Source organism: Rhodoferax sp. RT5P35 (assembly GCF_056521385.1).
The window spans coordinates 202,344-218,372 of the sequence record NZ_JBWMAX010000002.1; the positions used below are offsets into that span (position 1 = coordinate 202,344).

Annotated in this window: 15 protein-coding genes; 9 read left to right on the top strand and 6 right to left on the bottom strand. The window is 59.5% G+C overall.

Annotation, left to right across the window (positions count from 1 at the left end; translation table 11 throughout):
- Nucleotides 1-4: 4 nt before the first annotated feature.
- The 6 genes from AC097L_RS03100 to AC097L_RS03125 all read right to left on the bottom strand — a co-directional run bounded on the left by AC097L_RS03100 (nucleotide 5) and on the right by AC097L_RS03125 (nucleotide 8,453).
- Nucleotides 5-2,683, bottom strand: coding sequence for a DEAD/DEAH box helicase (locus tag AC097L_RS03100; protein WP_479584648.1), 2,679 nt, complete (start codon nucleotides 2,681-2,683; stop codon nucleotides 5-7).
- Nucleotides 2,684-2,811: 128 nt separating this feature from the next.
- Nucleotides 2,812-4,506, bottom strand: coding sequence for an RNA-binding domain-containing protein (locus tag AC097L_RS03105; RefSeq protein ID WP_479584649.1), 1,695 nt, complete (start codon nucleotides 4,504-4,506; stop codon nucleotides 2,812-2,814).
- Nucleotides 4,507-4,519: 13 nt separating this feature from the next.
- Entirely contained in the window at nucleotides 4,520-6,142 is a 1,623-nt protein-coding gene (locus AC097L_RS03110; protein ID WP_479584650.1) for a site-specific DNA-methyltransferase, read from the bottom strand.
- 70 nt (nucleotides 6,143-6,212) lie between these two features.
- Nucleotides 6,213-6,515, bottom strand: a complete 303-nt coding sequence (locus AC097L_RS03115; RefSeq protein ID WP_479584651.1) for a YbeD family protein — start codon at nucleotides 6,513-6,515, stop codon at nucleotides 6,213-6,215.
- Between the two features lie 15 nt (nucleotides 6,516-6,530).
- Nucleotides 6,531-7,421: a D-amino acid aminotransferase gene (locus tag AC097L_RS03120; protein WP_479584652.1), complete on the bottom strand. Its 891-nt coding sequence runs from the start codon at nucleotides 7,419-7,421 to the stop codon at nucleotides 6,531-6,533.
- 24 nt (nucleotides 7,422-7,445) lie between these two features.
- On the bottom strand, nucleotides 7,446-8,453 hold the full coding sequence (locus AC097L_RS03125; protein ID WP_479584653.1) for an MBL fold metallo-hydrolase: 1,008 nt from the start codon (nucleotides 8,451-8,453) through the stop codon (nucleotides 7,446-7,448).
- Nucleotides 8,454-8,697: 244 nt separating this feature from the next.
- Here AC097L_RS03125 and AC097L_RS03130 point away from each other — a divergent pair, with 244 nt between their 5' ends.
- The 9 genes from AC097L_RS03130 to AC097L_RS03170 all read left to right on the top strand — a co-directional run bounded on the left by AC097L_RS03130 (nucleotide 8,698) and on the right by AC097L_RS03170 (nucleotide 16,005).
- Entirely contained in the window at nucleotides 8,698-9,174 is a 477-nt protein-coding gene (locus AC097L_RS03130) for an ATP synthase subunit I (protein ID WP_479584654.1), read from the top strand.
- A gap of 21 nt (nucleotides 9,175-9,195) precedes the next feature.
- Entirely contained in the window at nucleotides 9,196-10,119 is a 924-nt protein-coding gene (gene atpB, locus AC097L_RS03135) for a F0F1 ATP synthase subunit A (RefSeq protein WP_479584655.1), read from the top strand.
- 85 nt (nucleotides 10,120-10,204) lie between these two features.
- A complete protein-coding gene (atpE, locus tag AC097L_RS03140; RefSeq protein WP_076196444.1) occupies nucleotides 10,205-10,450 on the top strand; it encodes a F0F1 ATP synthase subunit C in 246 nt (81 codons plus the stop codon).
- 38 nt (nucleotides 10,451-10,488) lie between these two features.
- Nucleotides 10,489-10,959, top strand: coding sequence for a F0F1 ATP synthase subunit B (locus AC097L_RS03145; RefSeq protein ID WP_479584656.1), 471 nt, complete (start codon nucleotides 10,489-10,491; stop codon nucleotides 10,957-10,959).
- 14 nt (nucleotides 10,960-10,973) lie between these two features.
- Nucleotides 10,974-11,504 carry a F0F1 ATP synthase subunit delta gene (locus AC097L_RS03150; protein WP_479584657.1) on the top strand — a complete coding sequence of 177 codons (531 nt, stop codon included), beginning with the start codon at nucleotides 10,974-10,976 and terminating at the stop codon, nucleotides 11,502-11,504.
- Nucleotides 11,505-11,591: 87 nt separating this feature from the next.
- Nucleotides 11,592-13,145, top strand: coding sequence for a F0F1 ATP synthase subunit alpha (gene atpA / locus AC097L_RS03155; protein ID WP_295955902.1), 1,554 nt, complete (start codon nucleotides 11,592-11,594; stop codon nucleotides 13,143-13,145).
- Between the two features lie 13 nt (nucleotides 13,146-13,158).
- Nucleotides 13,159-14,037 carry a F0F1 ATP synthase subunit gamma gene (atpG, locus tag AC097L_RS03160; RefSeq protein ID WP_479584658.1) on the top strand — a complete coding sequence of 293 codons (879 nt, stop codon included), beginning with the start codon at nucleotides 13,159-13,161 and terminating at the stop codon, nucleotides 14,035-14,037.
- 57 nt (nucleotides 14,038-14,094) lie between these two features.
- The gene (gene atpD, locus AC097L_RS03165; RefSeq protein ID WP_479584659.1) at nucleotides 14,095-15,522 is read left to right on the top strand and encodes a F0F1 ATP synthase subunit beta; all 1,428 of its coding nucleotides are present in this window, start codon (nucleotides 14,095-14,097) and stop codon (nucleotides 15,520-15,522) included.
- 66 nt (nucleotides 15,523-15,588) lie between these two features.
- The gene (locus tag AC097L_RS03170; RefSeq protein WP_479584660.1) at nucleotides 15,589-16,005 is read left to right on the top strand and encodes a F0F1 ATP synthase subunit epsilon; all 417 of its coding nucleotides are present in this window, start codon (nucleotides 15,589-15,591) and stop codon (nucleotides 16,003-16,005) included.
- The last annotated feature ends 24 nt before the right edge of the window (nucleotides 16,006-16,029 follow it).

Consider the following 16,029-nt stretch of genomic DNA (forward strand, 5'->3'; position numbering starts at 1 on the left):
GTGGTCATTGGGTAGCTATGGCCTGGATCTGCTGGGCCATGGTTTGGCCGTTCAGGGTTTTCTCCACCATGGCAAAGCGCTGGCCGGTGGTCTGCGCCCAGCGCTCGCCCACAAGGCGTTTCTCGCGCGAGTCGTCATTGGTGGCGTAGCCGTCGCCCTTGTATTCGACCACCAGCAGGCTGCCGTCCAGCAACTCGGCCACAAAGTCGGGGTAGAAGTAGTCGCTGGCGGTGGGCAGCCAAAAGGCGAATTGTGGTTGGCGCTCCAGGTTGCGTACCCAGTGGCGCACGGCGGGCTCGGCATCCAGCGCCACGGCGCAGTCGAACTCTTCGCCCTGGGGTTTCAGGGTGGCAATCTGGTCGAAATAGTGCTTTTTGAACTGCCAGCGCCCGCTGTAGGCATCGCGCACCGGGTAGCGTCCTGGCGCAAACTGGAATTGCTTGCTAGGCCCGCTGGCCAAAGTGCCCAGCTCGCCAAACAGCAGCTTTTGGAATCCGGCCTGCCGCACCCGCGCCTCTACGCTGTCGATGCGGGCCAGCAGCGCCTGGCCGAGTTGGAAGCGTGAGCGCAGCAAGCCGGTCAGGCTGAAGCCGCGTTCGCGCAGCAGGTAGGCCACCAGCCGCTGCACATAGGCCAGCGTCTCGGTTTGGGTGCGGTAAGGGCTGGTGATGTGTTTCGCCAAGGTGCGTATGACATCGTTTTCTGAGGCTTCGGTGGGCACGCCGTCTAGCGTCAATTGCGCGGCATCGGCCTGTTTCAAGCGCACGCGCGCACCTTCTACATAAATCTCGAACAGGTCGCTTTGCTGCACCAGGTTGAAGCCGGGCAGCTCGGGCCGGGGGTCGGCGCTCAGCAGGTCAAAGTCCATCCGCTCGGCCAGGGTTTTGCGCTCGATCAGCTCCAGCGTGCCCTGCGCGCCTAGGCGCAGGCAGAGCTGGGGAATGGGCGCAAACGGCACCCCGCGCAGCGCCGGGCACTGGCTGGCGGCCAGGCGCGCATTATGTTGGTCTAATTGCCTTCCAGCGCTTATTCTGTCTGCGGTAGGTACTATGGAAAGAATAGCGTCACGCTGGGCATCGCTGATGTGGCCAACGGCTTGCACGTGGATGCCGGTGCCCGCGTCGGCCAGCACCCGCAGGTCGGGCTGGTGGGCCAGGGCGGTGGTGGCGGCTTGCAGGTCGGTGGCGGGCAGGGCTAGGTCCAGCAGGTCTGCGCGGCGCGGGGGCTGGGGTGTGGCGTTGAATAGATCGTCTGTATCCGGCAGCAGCACGGCGGCGGCGGTCATCGCGTCGAAGCCCATGCCCTGCGTCAAGCTGTCCACCAGGTTGTTGGCCGCCTCGCCAAAGGTTTTGGCGATGACGTGGGCGTAGGCCCGGTTCAGCGCCGGGCTTTGGCGTTTTTGGGCGTAGGGCATGCGCAGCACGCGGCCCAATAGCTGCTCTACCGCCTGGTTGCTGCGCAGGTTTTGCAGGCTGCACAGCACGTAGGCAAAGCTGCAATCCCAGCCTTCCTTCAACGCATCCACCGTGATGATGTAGCGGATGGGGCAGGCGGGGTCTAGCAGGTTCACCCCGTCCAGCCCGCGCTGGGTGCCGGTGGCCACGGCGATCTCGGCTTCGGCAATATGGTGCGCGGCCATCAGATGCTGCTTGAGTGCCTCGGGCGGCACTTCTTGCCCCTTGTCTTGCGCCTGGAACAGCACGATGGGCCGCACGTACTGCGGTTCGTGTACCGCTTCGGCTTCCAACTGGGTGCGGCGCAGCAGCGCATCGCGTACGGCATCCTGCCAGCCGGTGGCGTGCTCGGCCAGCATGATGGGCAGCTTGACCATGTCCTCGGCCTCCAGCTCGCGGGCCGATACGCTGTACAGCACATTGGTTTTATGCGGCACGGGCGTGGCCGTCAGGTCCAGCACCGCGCTGGGGCGGATGGCCTGCAGCACCGCCAGCGACAGCGGGGTTTTGGCGTTGTGCGCCTCGTCTACCAGCACCAGCGGCTGCCACCACGCCAGCCAGTTGGCCAGGGAGGTTTTGACACGGCCCAGGTCGGCCGGGGTGAGGAAGGACTGGTTCACATCCACCAGGTCGGCTTGGGTGACCACCCCCAGGCCGCGCTCTGCTGCCTGCTGCGGTGTGAGGTTGAGGCTGCGGAAATGCGTTTCCCAGGCTTCGCTCATCGCGTAGACCCGCCGCCCGGCCTTGTTGCTGACCCGAAAGCTCTGGATGGTGGCCACTACCACCACGGTCTTGTGGCCAAACTCGTTCGGGGCCACGGTGTGCAGCGCGTCCAGGTCGCACACCACCAGGGCACTGCCATAGGCCGCTTCCAATGCCATGCGGTAGGGGTGGCCAGGCGTTTGCAGTGCGCCCAGGGTTTGGCTGCGGATGGTGTCGCTGGGCACCAGCCACAGCGCCACCGGAAAATCTCTCAGCGCCCAGTCCCGCGCCATGCGCACGATGGCGTGCGAGGCCATCAGCGTTTTGCCGCCGCCGGTGGGGATGCGCAGGCACACACAGGGCGCACCGGCCAGGTCGTCGCTTACGTAAGGCCGGGCGGGCAGCTTTTCGCGTTGCAAGGCGTGCGCCCACGCCGCCTCCAGGCCCATGGTCTGCGACTGCTGCAAGAACAGCGTCATCGCGTCCAACGCGCCGCGCTGGTAGGTTTTGAGGGTGAAGGCGCTCATGGATGGGTAGTTGGGTTGTTTAAATGTGCTGAAAAGCGCAGTGGTTAAACAACTTAAGTGGTTGATTTTGTTGAATTAAATATTTTTTCTAGTGGCTTTGTTGTTTAAATAAATTGAATTTAAACAACTCAACTTTGTTGTTGAAGCCGCCAAATAGCGCTGGGTCCTCGCCCTGGACCGGCGGGGTCGATTTCTATTTTTTTGCCGTCCAGCCCATAGATGCGTAACGCTGAACGCAGGTTTTTGACCTTGGTTTCTTTGGCTTCGAGACTCAATATGTTGGGGAGCTTGTGCCAGATGAGATCCCTTAGCTCTCGGCCAGAGGCGGGGCCGAATCTCTCTAGTCGCTCCATCATCAGCCGTTTGTAATAGTCGTCGCTGAATCCCCGGTTCAGTACGTACTCGCTTTGCGACCCGGTGGTTGCCGCAATATTGGCAGATATGTGCCAATGGGGTTTGCGCCCTTCGATCAATTTCAGTTTGCGTAGCTGGCTGGCGTGGATGTCTGCAATACGGTGGCGCTTTTGCACTCGGTCCAACCACACCACTTGCTCCAAGGGGAGGTCAGATCTCTCCATGAGCAGTTTGGTGAAATTCTCGTCAATAACTTGCCCCGCCACGTTAAAAACGGTTTTTGCGGCGGTACTGCCCTCGTAGTCTGGCAGCGGCAAAAACCGTTGGCGCTGCGTGCGCACCATATCGCGAATGCCGTAGCCGCCTTTGTCCATCATGCCTAGGTTGTTCATGGCTACGGCCAACCATAGGTTTCGGTATGTCTGGGGTGTGCGATCCCCTTGAAAATAATCTTCTGGCTGTCCATCCACAAAGCTGCCCAGGCTGGTCAGTGTTAACCGTTCATCAGACTCCACCACCACGATGCGGCCCGCTTGGGCATAGTCTTGGTGCGCCAAACAGTTGTGTAAGCCCTCCAAAATGACACGCGTGTCATACCTAGGCAACTCGGTTGCAATCAGCTGGTTGCGTGGAAATAGTTTGATGTTTGGATTGCGAATATGCCGCAGCACTTCCGACGTGTTGATCAGAAATGGCGGGCCAAATGGCTTGATGATCCGCTCGTTGGGCACCTTCCAACTGATCTCAGCGGGATGCGGCGACAACCACGCGACGCATTCTGGCCGCCCAAGTAAAAGCAGCGCTGCACGGGTAATTTGGCCATGGATCGTGATCTTGGCTTTATCCAAAAACTGCGCGTCGCTCCAAGTCGTAATTTCAGGAGCCCAGCGCTCTACATGGTGCTTGGCTGCAAAGTTGGTGCGCGCCAAAGTGAGGGCTTCGGGGTCAAGGTCTGCCAGTGTGGCTCCGAGAACAGTTTGTACACTCCAGTCCTCTCCCGCCATCGGTTCGCACAAGATGGCGCGCAGCCGGTCTTCCCGTAAGGGAACGAGGCTGTCGCCTTCTCGTTGCCAGGCTTTATCGTGCGCGTGAACGGGTTGCCGCGGCGCATGCCGTGGCACATGGACCAACCAAATGGTGGCACCGGTGTCACTGGCTTGGAGTTCTTCGATCCGTAGCCCCAGCGAGGGCAGGCCCGGTGCTTTGCCCAAAATCCGGTGAACCAGATTTTCAGCGGTGTAGTCTGCAAAGTCCGCAATGCCAGAGACCGCCAAAGTCTGGTCCTTCACCCCAATGACGACGACCCCACCTTCCATATTGGCCAACGCCGATACGTAGGAAACCAAGTCGCTTCCGTCTGGGCGGCCCGAAATTTGTGATTTCAGGCTGCGCCATTCTTTCCATTCATGGCGCTCATTTTCTTTGGGGTAGTGCTGAAGTAGCCAGGCTTGTAACTCGTTCGCGGTCATGTCATGGTGCCTTTCAGCGTGCGCTCACGTCGTACGGAATCTGCTTGAACGTCAGTTGGGCGGCTTCCAGCCGGGCGGGCCCCAAGCGCACGGATTCGCCAAACACCACCAGCGGGGTGTCGGGTGGGGCGCTGGTGGCGTGCAGGGCTAGCAACGCATCCAGCACCTCGCGGGTCAGCACGTTGCCGCTGGCGGGGCGCTTGTCGCCCAGGATGCCGTTGTAGAGCAGATAGTAGGCCGTGGGGGTGGCATTTAAAGGTGAAATCGGCTCCTCGCCCATATTTTGTATGCGCGAGGTGCTATTTATTGTGTAGTAATTGCCCAAAAACGGCGTGGGCATCTCGGTGGGGCTGCCGGGCCAGGTGGTTCCTGTCTCTTGCTGCCAGATGAAGGCCGCCAGGGTGGCGAAGCGCACCGCCGGGTTGATGCTGCCGTAGTCGTCAAACACGGTTTCGCCCAGGCGCATGAAGCGAAAGCCGCCCCCGCCCGCCCAGCCCAGGGGCTTGCTGATGCCGCCTTGCTCGCCGTCCACCACCTTTTGCAGGCGCGGCAGGCAGTGCGTGGCGGCGTGTTCGCCCATTTCGATGCCGATCCAGCGGCGGCCCATTTTGTGGGCCACGGCAGCGGTGGTGCCGGAGCCCAGGAAGGAGTCTAGGACGAGGTCGTTGGGGTTGGTGGAGATGTGAAGAATGCGTTGTAAAAGCTCTTCAGGCTTGGGTGTCGCAAACGTATCCATGTTCGGAAACATCTTTGCAAGATGGTCTCTTTTTGCACTTTGGTTAGTTCCGGCTTCTTCCGCCGTCCACCATGTCCGAGGAGCAACGCCTTCGCGAACTACATCGGCGTAACGCTTGATGAGCGGCAGGCGATCTCCATTTTTTCCGAAGTAGGCCCGACCTTCAGCGCGGGCGCGTTCGAACGTTTCAAGCGAAAAAGCCCAGAAGCGACCTTGTTTGGGAACAACAGATCGGCCTGAAGGCAAAACGATGGGGAACCGCTGCTTTTCTGTTCCGCTTTTGGCAGTGCCATCGTCGCCCTGTCGCCATGGTCCACGAGGATCGTTATCAGGATTCTGAAATCGGCCCGCCTGAACGGCTGTTCGTTCGATCAAATTACGTGTTTCTGACCAGCGGCTTCGTTTTGTGGCGTATGCAAGGATCATGTCGTGCGACGTGGAAATGTCGGCATCACCTCTGCCGCCTTTGTCTTTCTCCCAAGCAATCGTGGCAATGAAATTCCCCCGCCCAAACACCTCGTCCATCAGCACCTTGAGGTAATGCCCTTCGTTGTCGTCAATCGTCACCCAGATCGAGCCGTCTTCGCGCAGCAGCTCCCGCAGCAGTTGCAGGCGGGGCAGCAGCATGCTCAGCCACTGGGCGTGCTCCAGGTTGTCGTCGTAGTGCTCGAACGCGCTTTTAGTGTTGTAGGGTGGGTCGATAAAAATGCATTTGACCTGCCCCCGGTAGAACGGCAGCAGGGCTTTGAGGGCTTCCAGGTTGTCGCCCTGGATGAGCAGGTTGTCGGGTGCGGTGCTGCCGTAATCGCCATAAGCGGATATGGGTTCCAGCAGGCGGTAGGGAACTTTGGCGGCGGTGGTGAAGGCGGCGGCGCGGTTGAGCCAGTCGAGGGTGGGCATGGGTGGGGCGGGCCAAAAGTAATAGCAATGGGCGCTGATTATGGAGGCCGCCGTGCCCGCCTACGGAGCCCTATAACGCCATCTTCACCATCGGATGCGTGCTCAGGGTGCGGTACAGCTCGTCGAGTTGCTCGCGGCTGGTGGCGGTGATGGGGAGGGTGATGCCCAGGTATTTGCCGCCCTTGCTTTCGCGCAGCTCGATGGCGCTGGCATCGAACGTGGGATCGAACTGGGCGGCGATGGCGGTCATGGCGTGCACGAAGCCGTCGACCTTTTCGCCCATCACCTTGATGGGGAAGAGCGAGGGGTATTCGATCAGCGATTCTTTGCGGGGATCGACGGGGTCAGTGGGGTCGGTGGTGGGTGTGGTCATGGTGTGGATGGGGGTTCAGGCAGCTTGGGTGGCGGCGGTGTAGCCTGCGTAGAGTTGGGCGTAGACGGGGCCGGGCAGGCCGTTGCCTACCGGCTGGCCGTCCAGGATAGTGATGGGCAGCACTTCTTTGGTGGCGCTGGAGAGCAGCAGTTCGTCGGCATTGAGCACTTCTTCACGTGTGATGCGGCGCAGTTCAAACGGGATGCCCTGGGCGCGGCAGATGTCTTCCATCAACCCGAAGCGGATGCCTTCCAGCACCAGGTTGTCCTTGGGCGGGCCGATCAGGGTGCCGTTTTTGACCAGCCAGACGTTGCTGCTGGCGGCTTCACTCAGATACCCGTTTCGGAACATCACAGTCTCCACAACGCCCGCATCCACGCCGATCTGCCGTGCAAACACCGCGCCCAGCAGGCTGGTGCTCTTGATGTGGGCTTTTTCCCAGCGAAAGTCATCGGCCGTGACGCAGGCCACGCCCTGGCTGCGCTGGGTGGCACTGGGCAGGTTCATCTGGGTGGCCATGGCGAACACGGTGGGCGTGATGTCTTGGGGCATGGCGTGGTCGCGCAAGGCCACGCCGCGGGTGATCTGGATATAGACCAGGTGGTTGGGATTTATAGAATTGAGGCCGTTAGCCTCAGTGTGTTCTGCATGACCAGCTACCAATGTTGTAGCAATGTCGCGCCATTGCCCAGGCGTGAGCGGGTTGGCGATGCGCAGCTCGGCCAGGCTGCGGTCGAGCCGGGCCATGTGCTCCTCAAACCGGAACAAGCGGCCGGCGTAGACCGGCACCACTTCGTAGACGCCGTCGCCAAAGATGAAACCCCGGTCCATGACGCTGATCTTGGCGTCGCACAGGGGGGTGTAGGCACCGTTGAGGTAGCAGGGGTAGTCGGGCAAGGTGTGCATGGTGCGGGCGCAGGAGTGGAGACGCTATTTTGGACCAGCGGGGCGGGCAGACAGGGCCCGGGTCTCGCCAATTTTCAGCAGGAAGAAGTCGTCCTCGGATATGCCTTGGGCGGTGCGGGCGGCGGCCAGGTCTACCGGGGGCTGGTCCAGCGGTTCGTCGGTCAGGTTGAAGGTGCCCCAGTGCACGCCTACGCTGCGCTTGGCGTGCAGGTCGCGGTGGATTTGCACAGCTTCGGCCGGGTTGATGTGCTGGTTTTGCATGAACCAGCGGGGTTCGTAGGCACCCACTGCGATCAGGGCGATGTCGAAGCCATCGGGGCTACGGTCCTGGAAATGCGCGCGGGTGTCCTTGAAGTCCTGGCTGTAGCCGGTGTCTCCGCTGAAGTACCAGTGGAAATCGGCCCCGAACACGGCCCAGCCGCCCCATAGCGTCTGGAAGCGGTCGCCCAGGGCGCGGGCCGTCCAGTGCTGCACGGGGGTGAGGTGGAATTCCACGCCGCGCACCGTGTGCTGCTGCCACCAGTCCAGCTCCACCACGTTGTGGATGCCCTGCCGGGTGAACCAGGCTTTGAGACGCAAAGGTACTATAAAAAGCGTAGCGCCTTGTGCAAGTTTATCCAGCGCCAGCACCGCATTTGTATCCAAATGGTCGTAGTGGTTGTGCGAGATGACCACCACGTCGATGGGTGGCAGATCGGCCAGGGCCACGCCCGGCGGCTGGGCGCGTTGCGGGCCCATGAACTGCACTGGCGAGGCGCGTTCGCTGAACACCGGGTCGGTCAGCACATTCAGCCCGCTGGCCTGCACCAACATGGTGGCGTGTCCCACCCAGGTGATGGCGGGCTGCATGGCGGCCCCGGTGTTGGCGTGGATGGCTGCCAGGTTGGGCGAGACCACGGGGGTGGGGGTTTGCGGCGGTGGCGGGAGATTTTTGCGCCGTGCATTCCATTGCCAGCGCAACACGTCGCGGGTCGAGCCGGGAACGGCATCGGTGTAATTGTTCTTGAAGCCGGTAGCGGTGTGGTGCTGCATGGCAAAAAAGACGGTCAAAAAAGAAATGCCACAATGCAACGCCTTTGGGGAGCTCCCCAGCTTTGCATGGCTTCGCACGCGAACACGCGCCGCAAAGCGTTACAGTTGTATGCACGCCAAAGCGCTTGCGGGTGTCAAGGGAATATTCGTATAATAGTGGGCTTTACTAAACTTTTCAGTGTGTAAATTTTTGTGCATTCATGTCAGTCGGGTGTCATAGAGCAGGCTAACAATGTCCCCAAGAATGCATACCGAGCTGGAAGCAGAACAAGAAGATAAGGTAGTCGAGGACGATTTCAAGCCCCTGACGGCTGCGCAAGCGCAAACCTGGCGCCAGCAAACTCCGATGATGTCCATTTGGGCGATCGTGTGGGGCCAATTGGCAGCAGGGTGTTTGGTAGCACTGGCCGCATGGCTGGTGACCGGCAAGCTTGCGATGGGCTGGTCGGCGGGATATGGAGCGATCGCGGTGGTGGTACCTGCAGCGTTGTTTGCGCGCGGTGTCACTGGCAAGCTGGCTCGGAGCATTCCGGGTGCTGCCATGGCGGGGTTTTTTGTGTGGGAACTGGTCAAGATTGTCGCCACGGTAGCCATACTGTTTGCTGCACCCCGGTTGGTTCCAGAATTGAGTTGGCTGGCCTTGTTGGTCGGCTTTGTAGTGACCATGAAGGTGGTTTGGATTGCGCTGATGTTTCGCACTAAACGCCAACGTACGGCTTAACAGGATTGATGGATTTCACATATGTCGACTGAAAACGCTGCTGAAAATGCTGCCGAACATGTGGCTACGCAAGGCCCCAAGGCGGGCGAATACATCGTTCACCATTTGCAGCATCTGCAAAAGAACTTCTCGTTCGAGAGCGTCAAGCAAACCCACATCGTGGATTTCAGCCTGTTCAACCTGGACTCGGTGCTGTACTCGGTGATCCTGGGAATTGTGGGTTGCTTTTTCTTGTGGCGTGCTTCGCGCAAGGCCACATCGGGTGTGCCCGGTCGCTTCCAGGCCGCGGTTGAAATCTTGTCCGAAATGGTCGACACCCAGGCCAAGGGCGTGATCCACAACGCAACGAGCCGCAAGCTGGTGGCCCCTTTGGCGCTAACCGTGTTTGTCTGGATTTTCCTGATGAACGGCATGGACATGCTGCCCGTGGACATCTTGCCCAAGATCTGGGAACACACGTTTGTCGCCAGTGGCGGCGATGCCCACCACGCTTTCATGCGTGTCGTGCCCACCGCCGATCTGTCCACCACGCTCGGCTTGTCGGTCAGCGTTTTGTTTGTCTGCCTGGTCTACAACATCAAGATCAAGGGCCTGGGCGGCTGGGCGCATGAACTGGTGGCAGCACCATTTGGCGACCACTGGTTTCTGTACCCCATCAACTTCCTGATGCAACTGATCGAGTATCTGGCCAAGACGGTCTCGCACGGTATGCGGTTGTTTGGCAATATGTTTGCTGGTGAATTGGTTTTCATGTTGATCGCCTTGATGGGCGGCACATGGGCCTGGCAGTTCAATCCCCTTGCGGGCATGTTCTGGCTAGGTGTTGGGCATGTGATTGCCGGTACGGCGTGGAGCATATTCCACATTCTGGTGATCACCTTGCAAGCCTTCATCTTCATGATGTTGACGCTGATTTATGTGGGTCAGTCTCACGAGTCGCATTAACTCCGCCGTTAAATTCATTTAACGCGGGCGTTAAGGTTAGTTTTCGCTTTTCTCTTTCTTTTACCTGTACTTTTTAGGATTAATCATGGAAAACATTCTCGGTCTCGTCGCTCTGGCTTGTGGTTTGATCGTTGGCTTGGGCGCTATGGGTGCCTCCATCGGTATTGCTTTGATGGGCGGCAAGTTCCTCGAATCGTCGGCACGCCAGCCTGAACTGATGAACGAACTGCAAACCAAGATGTTCATTTTGGCCGGTCTGATCGACGCGGCTTTCCTGATCGGCGTGGCTATTGCCCTGCTGTTCGCATTCGCCAAGCCTTTCGCGATTTAATTTTTGGCCGACCTTTCACGACCGAAAGGAATTAAGCCGTGAACATTAATTCAACCCTGTTTCTGCAGGCCATCGTCTTTGCGATTTTGGTGTGGTTCACGATGAAATTCGTGTGGCCTCCCATCACCAAAGCCTTGGATGAGCGGGTGCAGAAAATCTCTGACGGCCTTGCTGCCGCCGACAAAGCCAAGTCCGAACTGACCAACGCCAACCAGCGTGTGGAAGCCGAATTGGCCAAGTCGCGCACCGAGACCGCGTCGCGTTTGGCCGATGCCGATCGCCGTGCCCAAGTGATCGTGGAAGAGGCCAAGGCCCGTGCCACGGAAGAGGGCAACAAGATCGTCGCCGCAGCCCGTGCCGAAGCCGAGCAGCAAACCGTCAAAGCCCGTGAGGCCCTGCGTGAGCAAGTGGCTGCATTGGCTGTGAAGGGTGCCGAGCAGATTCTCCGCAAGGAAGTCAATGCCGGTGTCCACGCGGACTTGCTGAATCGTCTCCAAACCGAACTCTGAGCGACATAACGACCATGGCTGAAATAGCAACCATTGCCCGTCCTTACGCCGAAGCGCTGTTCAAGGCCACTGCGTCTGACCTGGACGGCACCGCCGGATGGGTGGATGAATTGGCCACGATTGCAGCCAACCCCCAGTTGCTCCAGTTCGCCGACAACCCCAAGGTTGAGGTGAACCAGGTGTTTGAGGTGGTAGCCGGTGTGGCCAAGTCGGCCCTGCCAGATGCTGCAAAAAACTTTTTGCGCATGGTCATCGAGAACGGGCGCCTGGCCGCTCTTCCCGAGATTGCTGCCCAGTTCCGTGCATTGAAAAATGCCCGGAGCGGCTCCTCTGACGCGACCGTGTTCAGTGCTTTTGCGATCGACGCAGAGGCCCTGGCCAACGTCTCGTTGGCGCTGGAAAAGCGTTTTGGACGCAAGCTCAATCTCACAGTGGCTTTGCAGCCGGAGTTGATTGGCGGAATTCGCGTCGTGGTGGGTGACGAGGTGTTGGACACCTCGATCAAAGCCCGCCTGGAACATATGAAATTGGCCCTGACAGCTTAACCATCGCGTTAAGGTCTGTGCCAGCGTTTTCGGCCAGAGCCCATGGCTCCGGTTGTTTGCTAACTAAAGAAAGAGAAGGAAAGAGTCATGCAACTCAATCCCGCAGAAATTTCTGAGCTGATCAAGAGCCGCATCGAAGGCCTGACGGCCCAAACCGATATCCGCAACCAGGGCACCGTGGTGTCCGTGACCGACGGTATCTGCCGTTTGCACGGCCTGTCCGACGTGATGCAGGGCGAAATGTTGGAGTTCCCCGCCGGTAGCGATGGCCAGCCCACCTACGGCCTGGCACTGAATCTGGAGCGCGACTCGGTCGGTTCCGTGATTTTGGGCGAGTACGAGCACATCTCCGAAGGCGACATCGTGAAGTGCACGGGCCGCATTCTGGAAGTACCAGTCGGTCCCGAATTGCTCGGTCGCGTGGTGAACGCACTGGGCCAGCCGATCGATGGCAAGGGCCCGATCAACGCCAAGATGACCGACGTGATCGAAAAAGTCGCGCCCGGCGTGATTGCCCGTAAATCGGTGGACCAACCCATGCAAACCGGTATCAAGTCGATCGACGCCATGGTGCCAATCGGCCGTGGCCAGCGCGAGCTGATCATTGGTGACCGCCAGACCGGCAAGACGGCTGTGGCCATCGACGCCATCATCGCCCAAAAAGGCCAGGGCGTAAGCTGCGTGTATGTCGCGATTGGCCAAAAGGCCTCGTCGATCAAAAACGTGGTACGTGCCCTTGAGCAGGCTGGTGCGATGGAATACACCATTGTGGTGGCGGCTTCGGCTTCTGAATCGGCCGCCATGCAGTATGTTTCGGCCTACTCCGGCTGCACCATGGGCGAGTACTTCCGCGACCGCGGCCAAGATGCCCTGATCGTGTACGACGATTTGTCCAAGCAGGCCGTGGCCTACCGCCAGGTGTCCTTGTTGTTGCGCCGTCCACCAGGTCGCGAAGCCTACCCTGGCGACGTGTTCTATCTGCACAGCCGCCTGCTGGAACGCGCTGCCCGCGTGAATGTCGACTATGTCGAAGCTTTCACCAAGGGTGAAGTCAAGGGCAAAACCGGTTCTTTGACGGCTCTGCCGATCATTGAAACGCAAGCTGGCGACGTGTCTGCCTTCGTGCCGACCAACGTGATCTCGATCACCGACGGCCAGATCTTCCTGGAAACCTCGTTGTTCAACGCCGGCATCCGCCCTGCGATCAACGCCGGTATCTCGGTGTCTCGCGTCGGTAGCGCTGCACAGACCAAGATCATCAAGAGCCAGTCGGGCGGTATCCGTACCGACTTGGCGCAGTACCGTGAATTGGCGGCTTTTGCCCAGTTTGCCTCGGATCTGGATGAATCGACGCGCAAGCAGCTGGACCGCGGTGCCCGCGTGACCGAATTGCTCAAGCAAGCCCAGTACAGCCCCTTGTCCGTGTCGTTGATGGGTGCCACTTTGTTCGCAGTGAACAAGGGCTTCATGGACGATATCGAAGTCAAGAAGATACTGGCTTTTGAGCACGGCCTACACGGCTATCTTAAGGACAAGAGCGCGGCTTTGTTAGCCAAGATTGAAGCTTCGAAAGCATTGGACAAGGAAGCGGAAGCTGAGTTGCACGCTGCTGTCACCGCGTTCAAGAAGACGTTCGCTTAACTAGGAGCCCGTCATGGCATCAGGCAAGGAACTACGCACCAAGATCAAATCGGTGGAAAACACCAAGAAGATCACTAAGGCGATGGAAATGATTTCCGTCTCCAAGATGCGTAAAGCACAGGAGCGGATGAAGGCAGCCCGCCCGTACAGCGACAAGATCCGTGACATCGCAGCCAATCTGGGCCAGGCGAATCCCGAGTACGTGCACAACTTCATGAAACCCAACGGCGCCAAGGCCGAGGGTTTTGTGGTGGTGACTACCGACAAGGGTTTGTGTGGCGGTTTGAACACCAACCTGTTCCGTGCGTTGACCCTGAAACTGCGCGCTGCGCAGGCTGCAGGCTTGACCGCAAAAACAGTGGCGGTGGGCGGCAAAGGTCTTGGGTTTTTGAACCGTACCGGCGTCCAGGTGGTAGCGCATGTGACCCATCTGGGTGACAAGCCGCACCTGGACAAGTTGATCGGCCCGCTCAAGGTGCTGCTGGATGCCTATGAAAAGGGTGAAATCAGCGCTGTCTACCTGGTGTACAACAAGTTTGTCAGCACGATGAAGCAAGAGGCCGTGGTGGAGCAGTTATTGCCTTTGTCGTCTGACAAGATGCAGGCGGAAACCAAGGCCAATGGCACGCAGCACACCTGGGACTACATCTACGAGCCCGATGCGCAGTCGGTGATCGACAATTTGTTGGTCCGCTACGTGGAGGCGTTGGCCTACCAGGCGGTCGCGGAAAACATGGCCTCCGAGCATGCCGCGCGCATGGTCGCCATGAAGGCTGCTACCGACAACGCGGGTAGCGTGATTGCCGAGCTCAAGCTGATCTATAACAAGACCCGCCAGGCCGCGATCACCAAAGAATTGTCGGAAATTGTGGCAGGTGCGGCGGCTGTTTAAGCTGCGCCACTGTCCCAGTCCGTCACCGATTTCAAGATTCAAATTATTGGAGCAAAAATGGCTCAAGAAAACGCAGAAGTGAACGCCCGCGTTCAGGGAAAAATTGTCCAGTGTATTGGTGCCGTGGTGGACGTTGAGTTCCCCCGCAGCAGCATGCCCCGCATTTACGATGCGCTGAAAATGGAAGGCTCCGCGCTGACCCTGGAAGTGCAGCAGCAGCTGGGCGACGGCATTGTCCGTACCATCGCGCTGGGCTCTTCCGACGGCCTGCGCCGTGGCCTGATGGTCTACAACACCGGCGCGGGCATCACCGTTCCCGTGGGCAAGGCCACCTTGGGTCGCATCATGGACGTGCTGGGCGCGCCCATTGACGAACGGGGTCCTGTCAGCCAGGATCTGACCGCCACCATCCACCGCAAAGCCCCTGCGTACGACGAGCTCAGCCCTTCGCAAGAATTGCTGGAAACCGGCATCAAGGTGATTGACTTGATCTGCCCGTTCGCCAAGGGCGGCAAGGTCGGCCTGTTCGGTGGTGCCGGTGTGGGCAAGACCGTGAACATGATGGAGCTGATCAACAACATCGCCAAGGCACACAGCGGCTTGTCCGTGTTTGCCGGTGTGGGTGAGCGTACCCGTGAAGGAAACGACTTCTACCACGAGATGGCCGATTCCGGCGTGGTGAACCTCGAGAACCTCGAAGAGTCCAAAGTGGCCATGGTCTACGGCCAGATGAACGAGCCTCCAGGCAACCGTCTGCGCGTGGCCCTTACCGGTCTGACCATTGCGGAATCCTTCCGTGACGAAGGCCGTGACGTGCTGTTCTTCGTGGACAACATCTACCGCTACACCCTGGCCGGCACCGAAGTGTCCGCACTGCTGGGCCGTATGCCTTCCGCCGTGGGCTACCAGCCTACCCTGGCCGAAGAAATGGGCCGTCTGCAAGAGCGTATTACCTCCACCAAGGTCGGCTCGATCACCTCCATCCAGGCCGTGTACGTGCCAGCGGATGACTTGACCGACCCAAGCCCTGCCACCACCTTCGCCCACTTGGACTCCACCGTGGTGTTGAGCCGTGACATCGCCTCGCTGGGTATCTACCCTGCGGTCGATCCACTCGACTCGACCAGCCGCCAGCTGGACCCGCTGGTCGTGGGCGAAGACCACTACAACACCGCCCGCGCCGTGCAGGGCACGCTGCAGCGCTACCGTGAACTGCGCGACATCATCGCGATCATGGGTATGGACGACTTGGCGCCTGACGACAAGCTGGCCGTGGCCCGTGCCCGCAAGATCCAACGTTTCCTGAGCCAGCCCTTCCACGTGGCCGAAGTGTTTACCGGTTCGCCTGGCAAGTACGTGCCATTGTCGGAAACCATCCGTGGTTTCAAGATGATTGTGGCCGGCGAATGCGACCACATGCCAGAACAAGCGTTCTACATGGTTGGCTCCATCGACGAAGCCATCGAGAAGGCCAAGAAGGTCTAATTCCCTTCGGCGGGGTGCTACACCAGTGGCACCCCATCGTCATTACGCTGGACCCAAAGGAAACCTATGACCACCATTCACGTGAATGTTGTCAGTGCCGAAGAATCCATCTTCTCGGGCGAAGCCAAGTTTGTGGCTTTGCCGGGCGAGGCGGGCGAGCTGGGCATTTATCCGCGCCACACTCCCTTGATCACCCGTATCAAGCCGGGTTCGGTGCGTATCGAAAAGGCCGACGGCACCGAAGAGTTCATCTTCGTGGCCGGTGGCATTCTTGAAGTCCAACCCAACTGCGTCACCGTGTTGTCTGACACGGCCATCCGCGGCAAGGACCTGGACGAAGAAAAAGCCAATGTCGCCAAGGCCCGCGCCGAAGAAGCTCTGCGCAACGCCAAGGGTCAGTTGGACATCGCCAAAGCCCAATCCGAGCTGGCCATCATGGCGGCCCAGATTTCGGCGCTGCGCAAGTTCCGCCAGATCCGCTAGTCTTCGCTGACACCATCTAAAAAG

Excerpts from the sequence above, each read along its gene's own strand:
- atpA (WP_295955902.1), top strand. The coding sequence starts at position 11,592 with ATGCAACTCAATCCCGCAGAAATTTCTGAGCTGATCAAGAGCCGCATC.
- AC097L_RS03100 (WP_479584648.1), bottom strand. The coding sequence starts at position 2,683 with ATGAGCGCCTTCACCCTCAAAACCTACCAGCGCGGCGCGTTGGACGCG.
- AC097L_RS03120 (WP_479584652.1), bottom strand. The coding sequence starts at position 7,421 with ATGCACACCTTGCCCGACTACCCCTGCTACCTCAACGGTGCCTACACC.
- AC097L_RS03110 (WP_479584650.1), bottom strand. The coding sequence starts at position 6,142 with ATGCCCACCCTCGACTGGCTCAACCGCGCCGCCGCCTTCACCACCGCC.
- atpB (WP_479584655.1), top strand. The coding sequence starts at position 9,196 with ATGTCGACTGAAAACGCTGCTGAAAATGCTGCCGAACATGTGGCTACG.
- atpE (WP_076196444.1), top strand. The coding sequence starts at position 10,205 with ATGGAAAACATTCTCGGTCTCGTCGCTCTGGCTTGTGGTTTGATCGTT.
- atpG (WP_479584658.1), top strand. The coding sequence starts at position 13,159 with ATGGCATCAGGCAAGGAACTACGCACCAAGATCAAATCGGTGGAAAAC.
- AC097L_RS03170 (WP_479584660.1), top strand. The coding sequence starts at position 15,589 with ATGACCACCATTCACGTGAATGTTGTCAGTGCCGAAGAATCCATCTTC.
- AC097L_RS03115 (WP_479584651.1), bottom strand. The coding sequence starts at position 6,515 with ATGACCACACCCACCACCGACCCCACTGACCCCGTCGATCCCCGCAAA.
- AC097L_RS03125 (WP_479584653.1), bottom strand. The coding sequence starts at position 8,453 with ATGCAGCACCACACCGCTACCGGCTTCAAGAACAATTACACCGATGCC.
- atpD (WP_479584659.1), top strand. The coding sequence starts at position 14,095 with ATGGCTCAAGAAAACGCAGAAGTGAACGCCCGCGTTCAGGGAAAAATT.
- AC097L_RS03130 (WP_479584654.1), top strand. The coding sequence starts at position 8,698 with ATGCATACCGAGCTGGAAGCAGAACAAGAAGATAAGGTAGTCGAGGAC.
- AC097L_RS03150 (WP_479584657.1), top strand. The coding sequence starts at position 10,974 with ATGGCTGAAATAGCAACCATTGCCCGTCCTTACGCCGAAGCGCTGTTC.
- AC097L_RS03105 (WP_479584649.1), bottom strand. The coding sequence starts at position 4,506 with ATGACCGCGAACGAGTTACAAGCCTGGCTACTTCAGCACTACCCCAAA.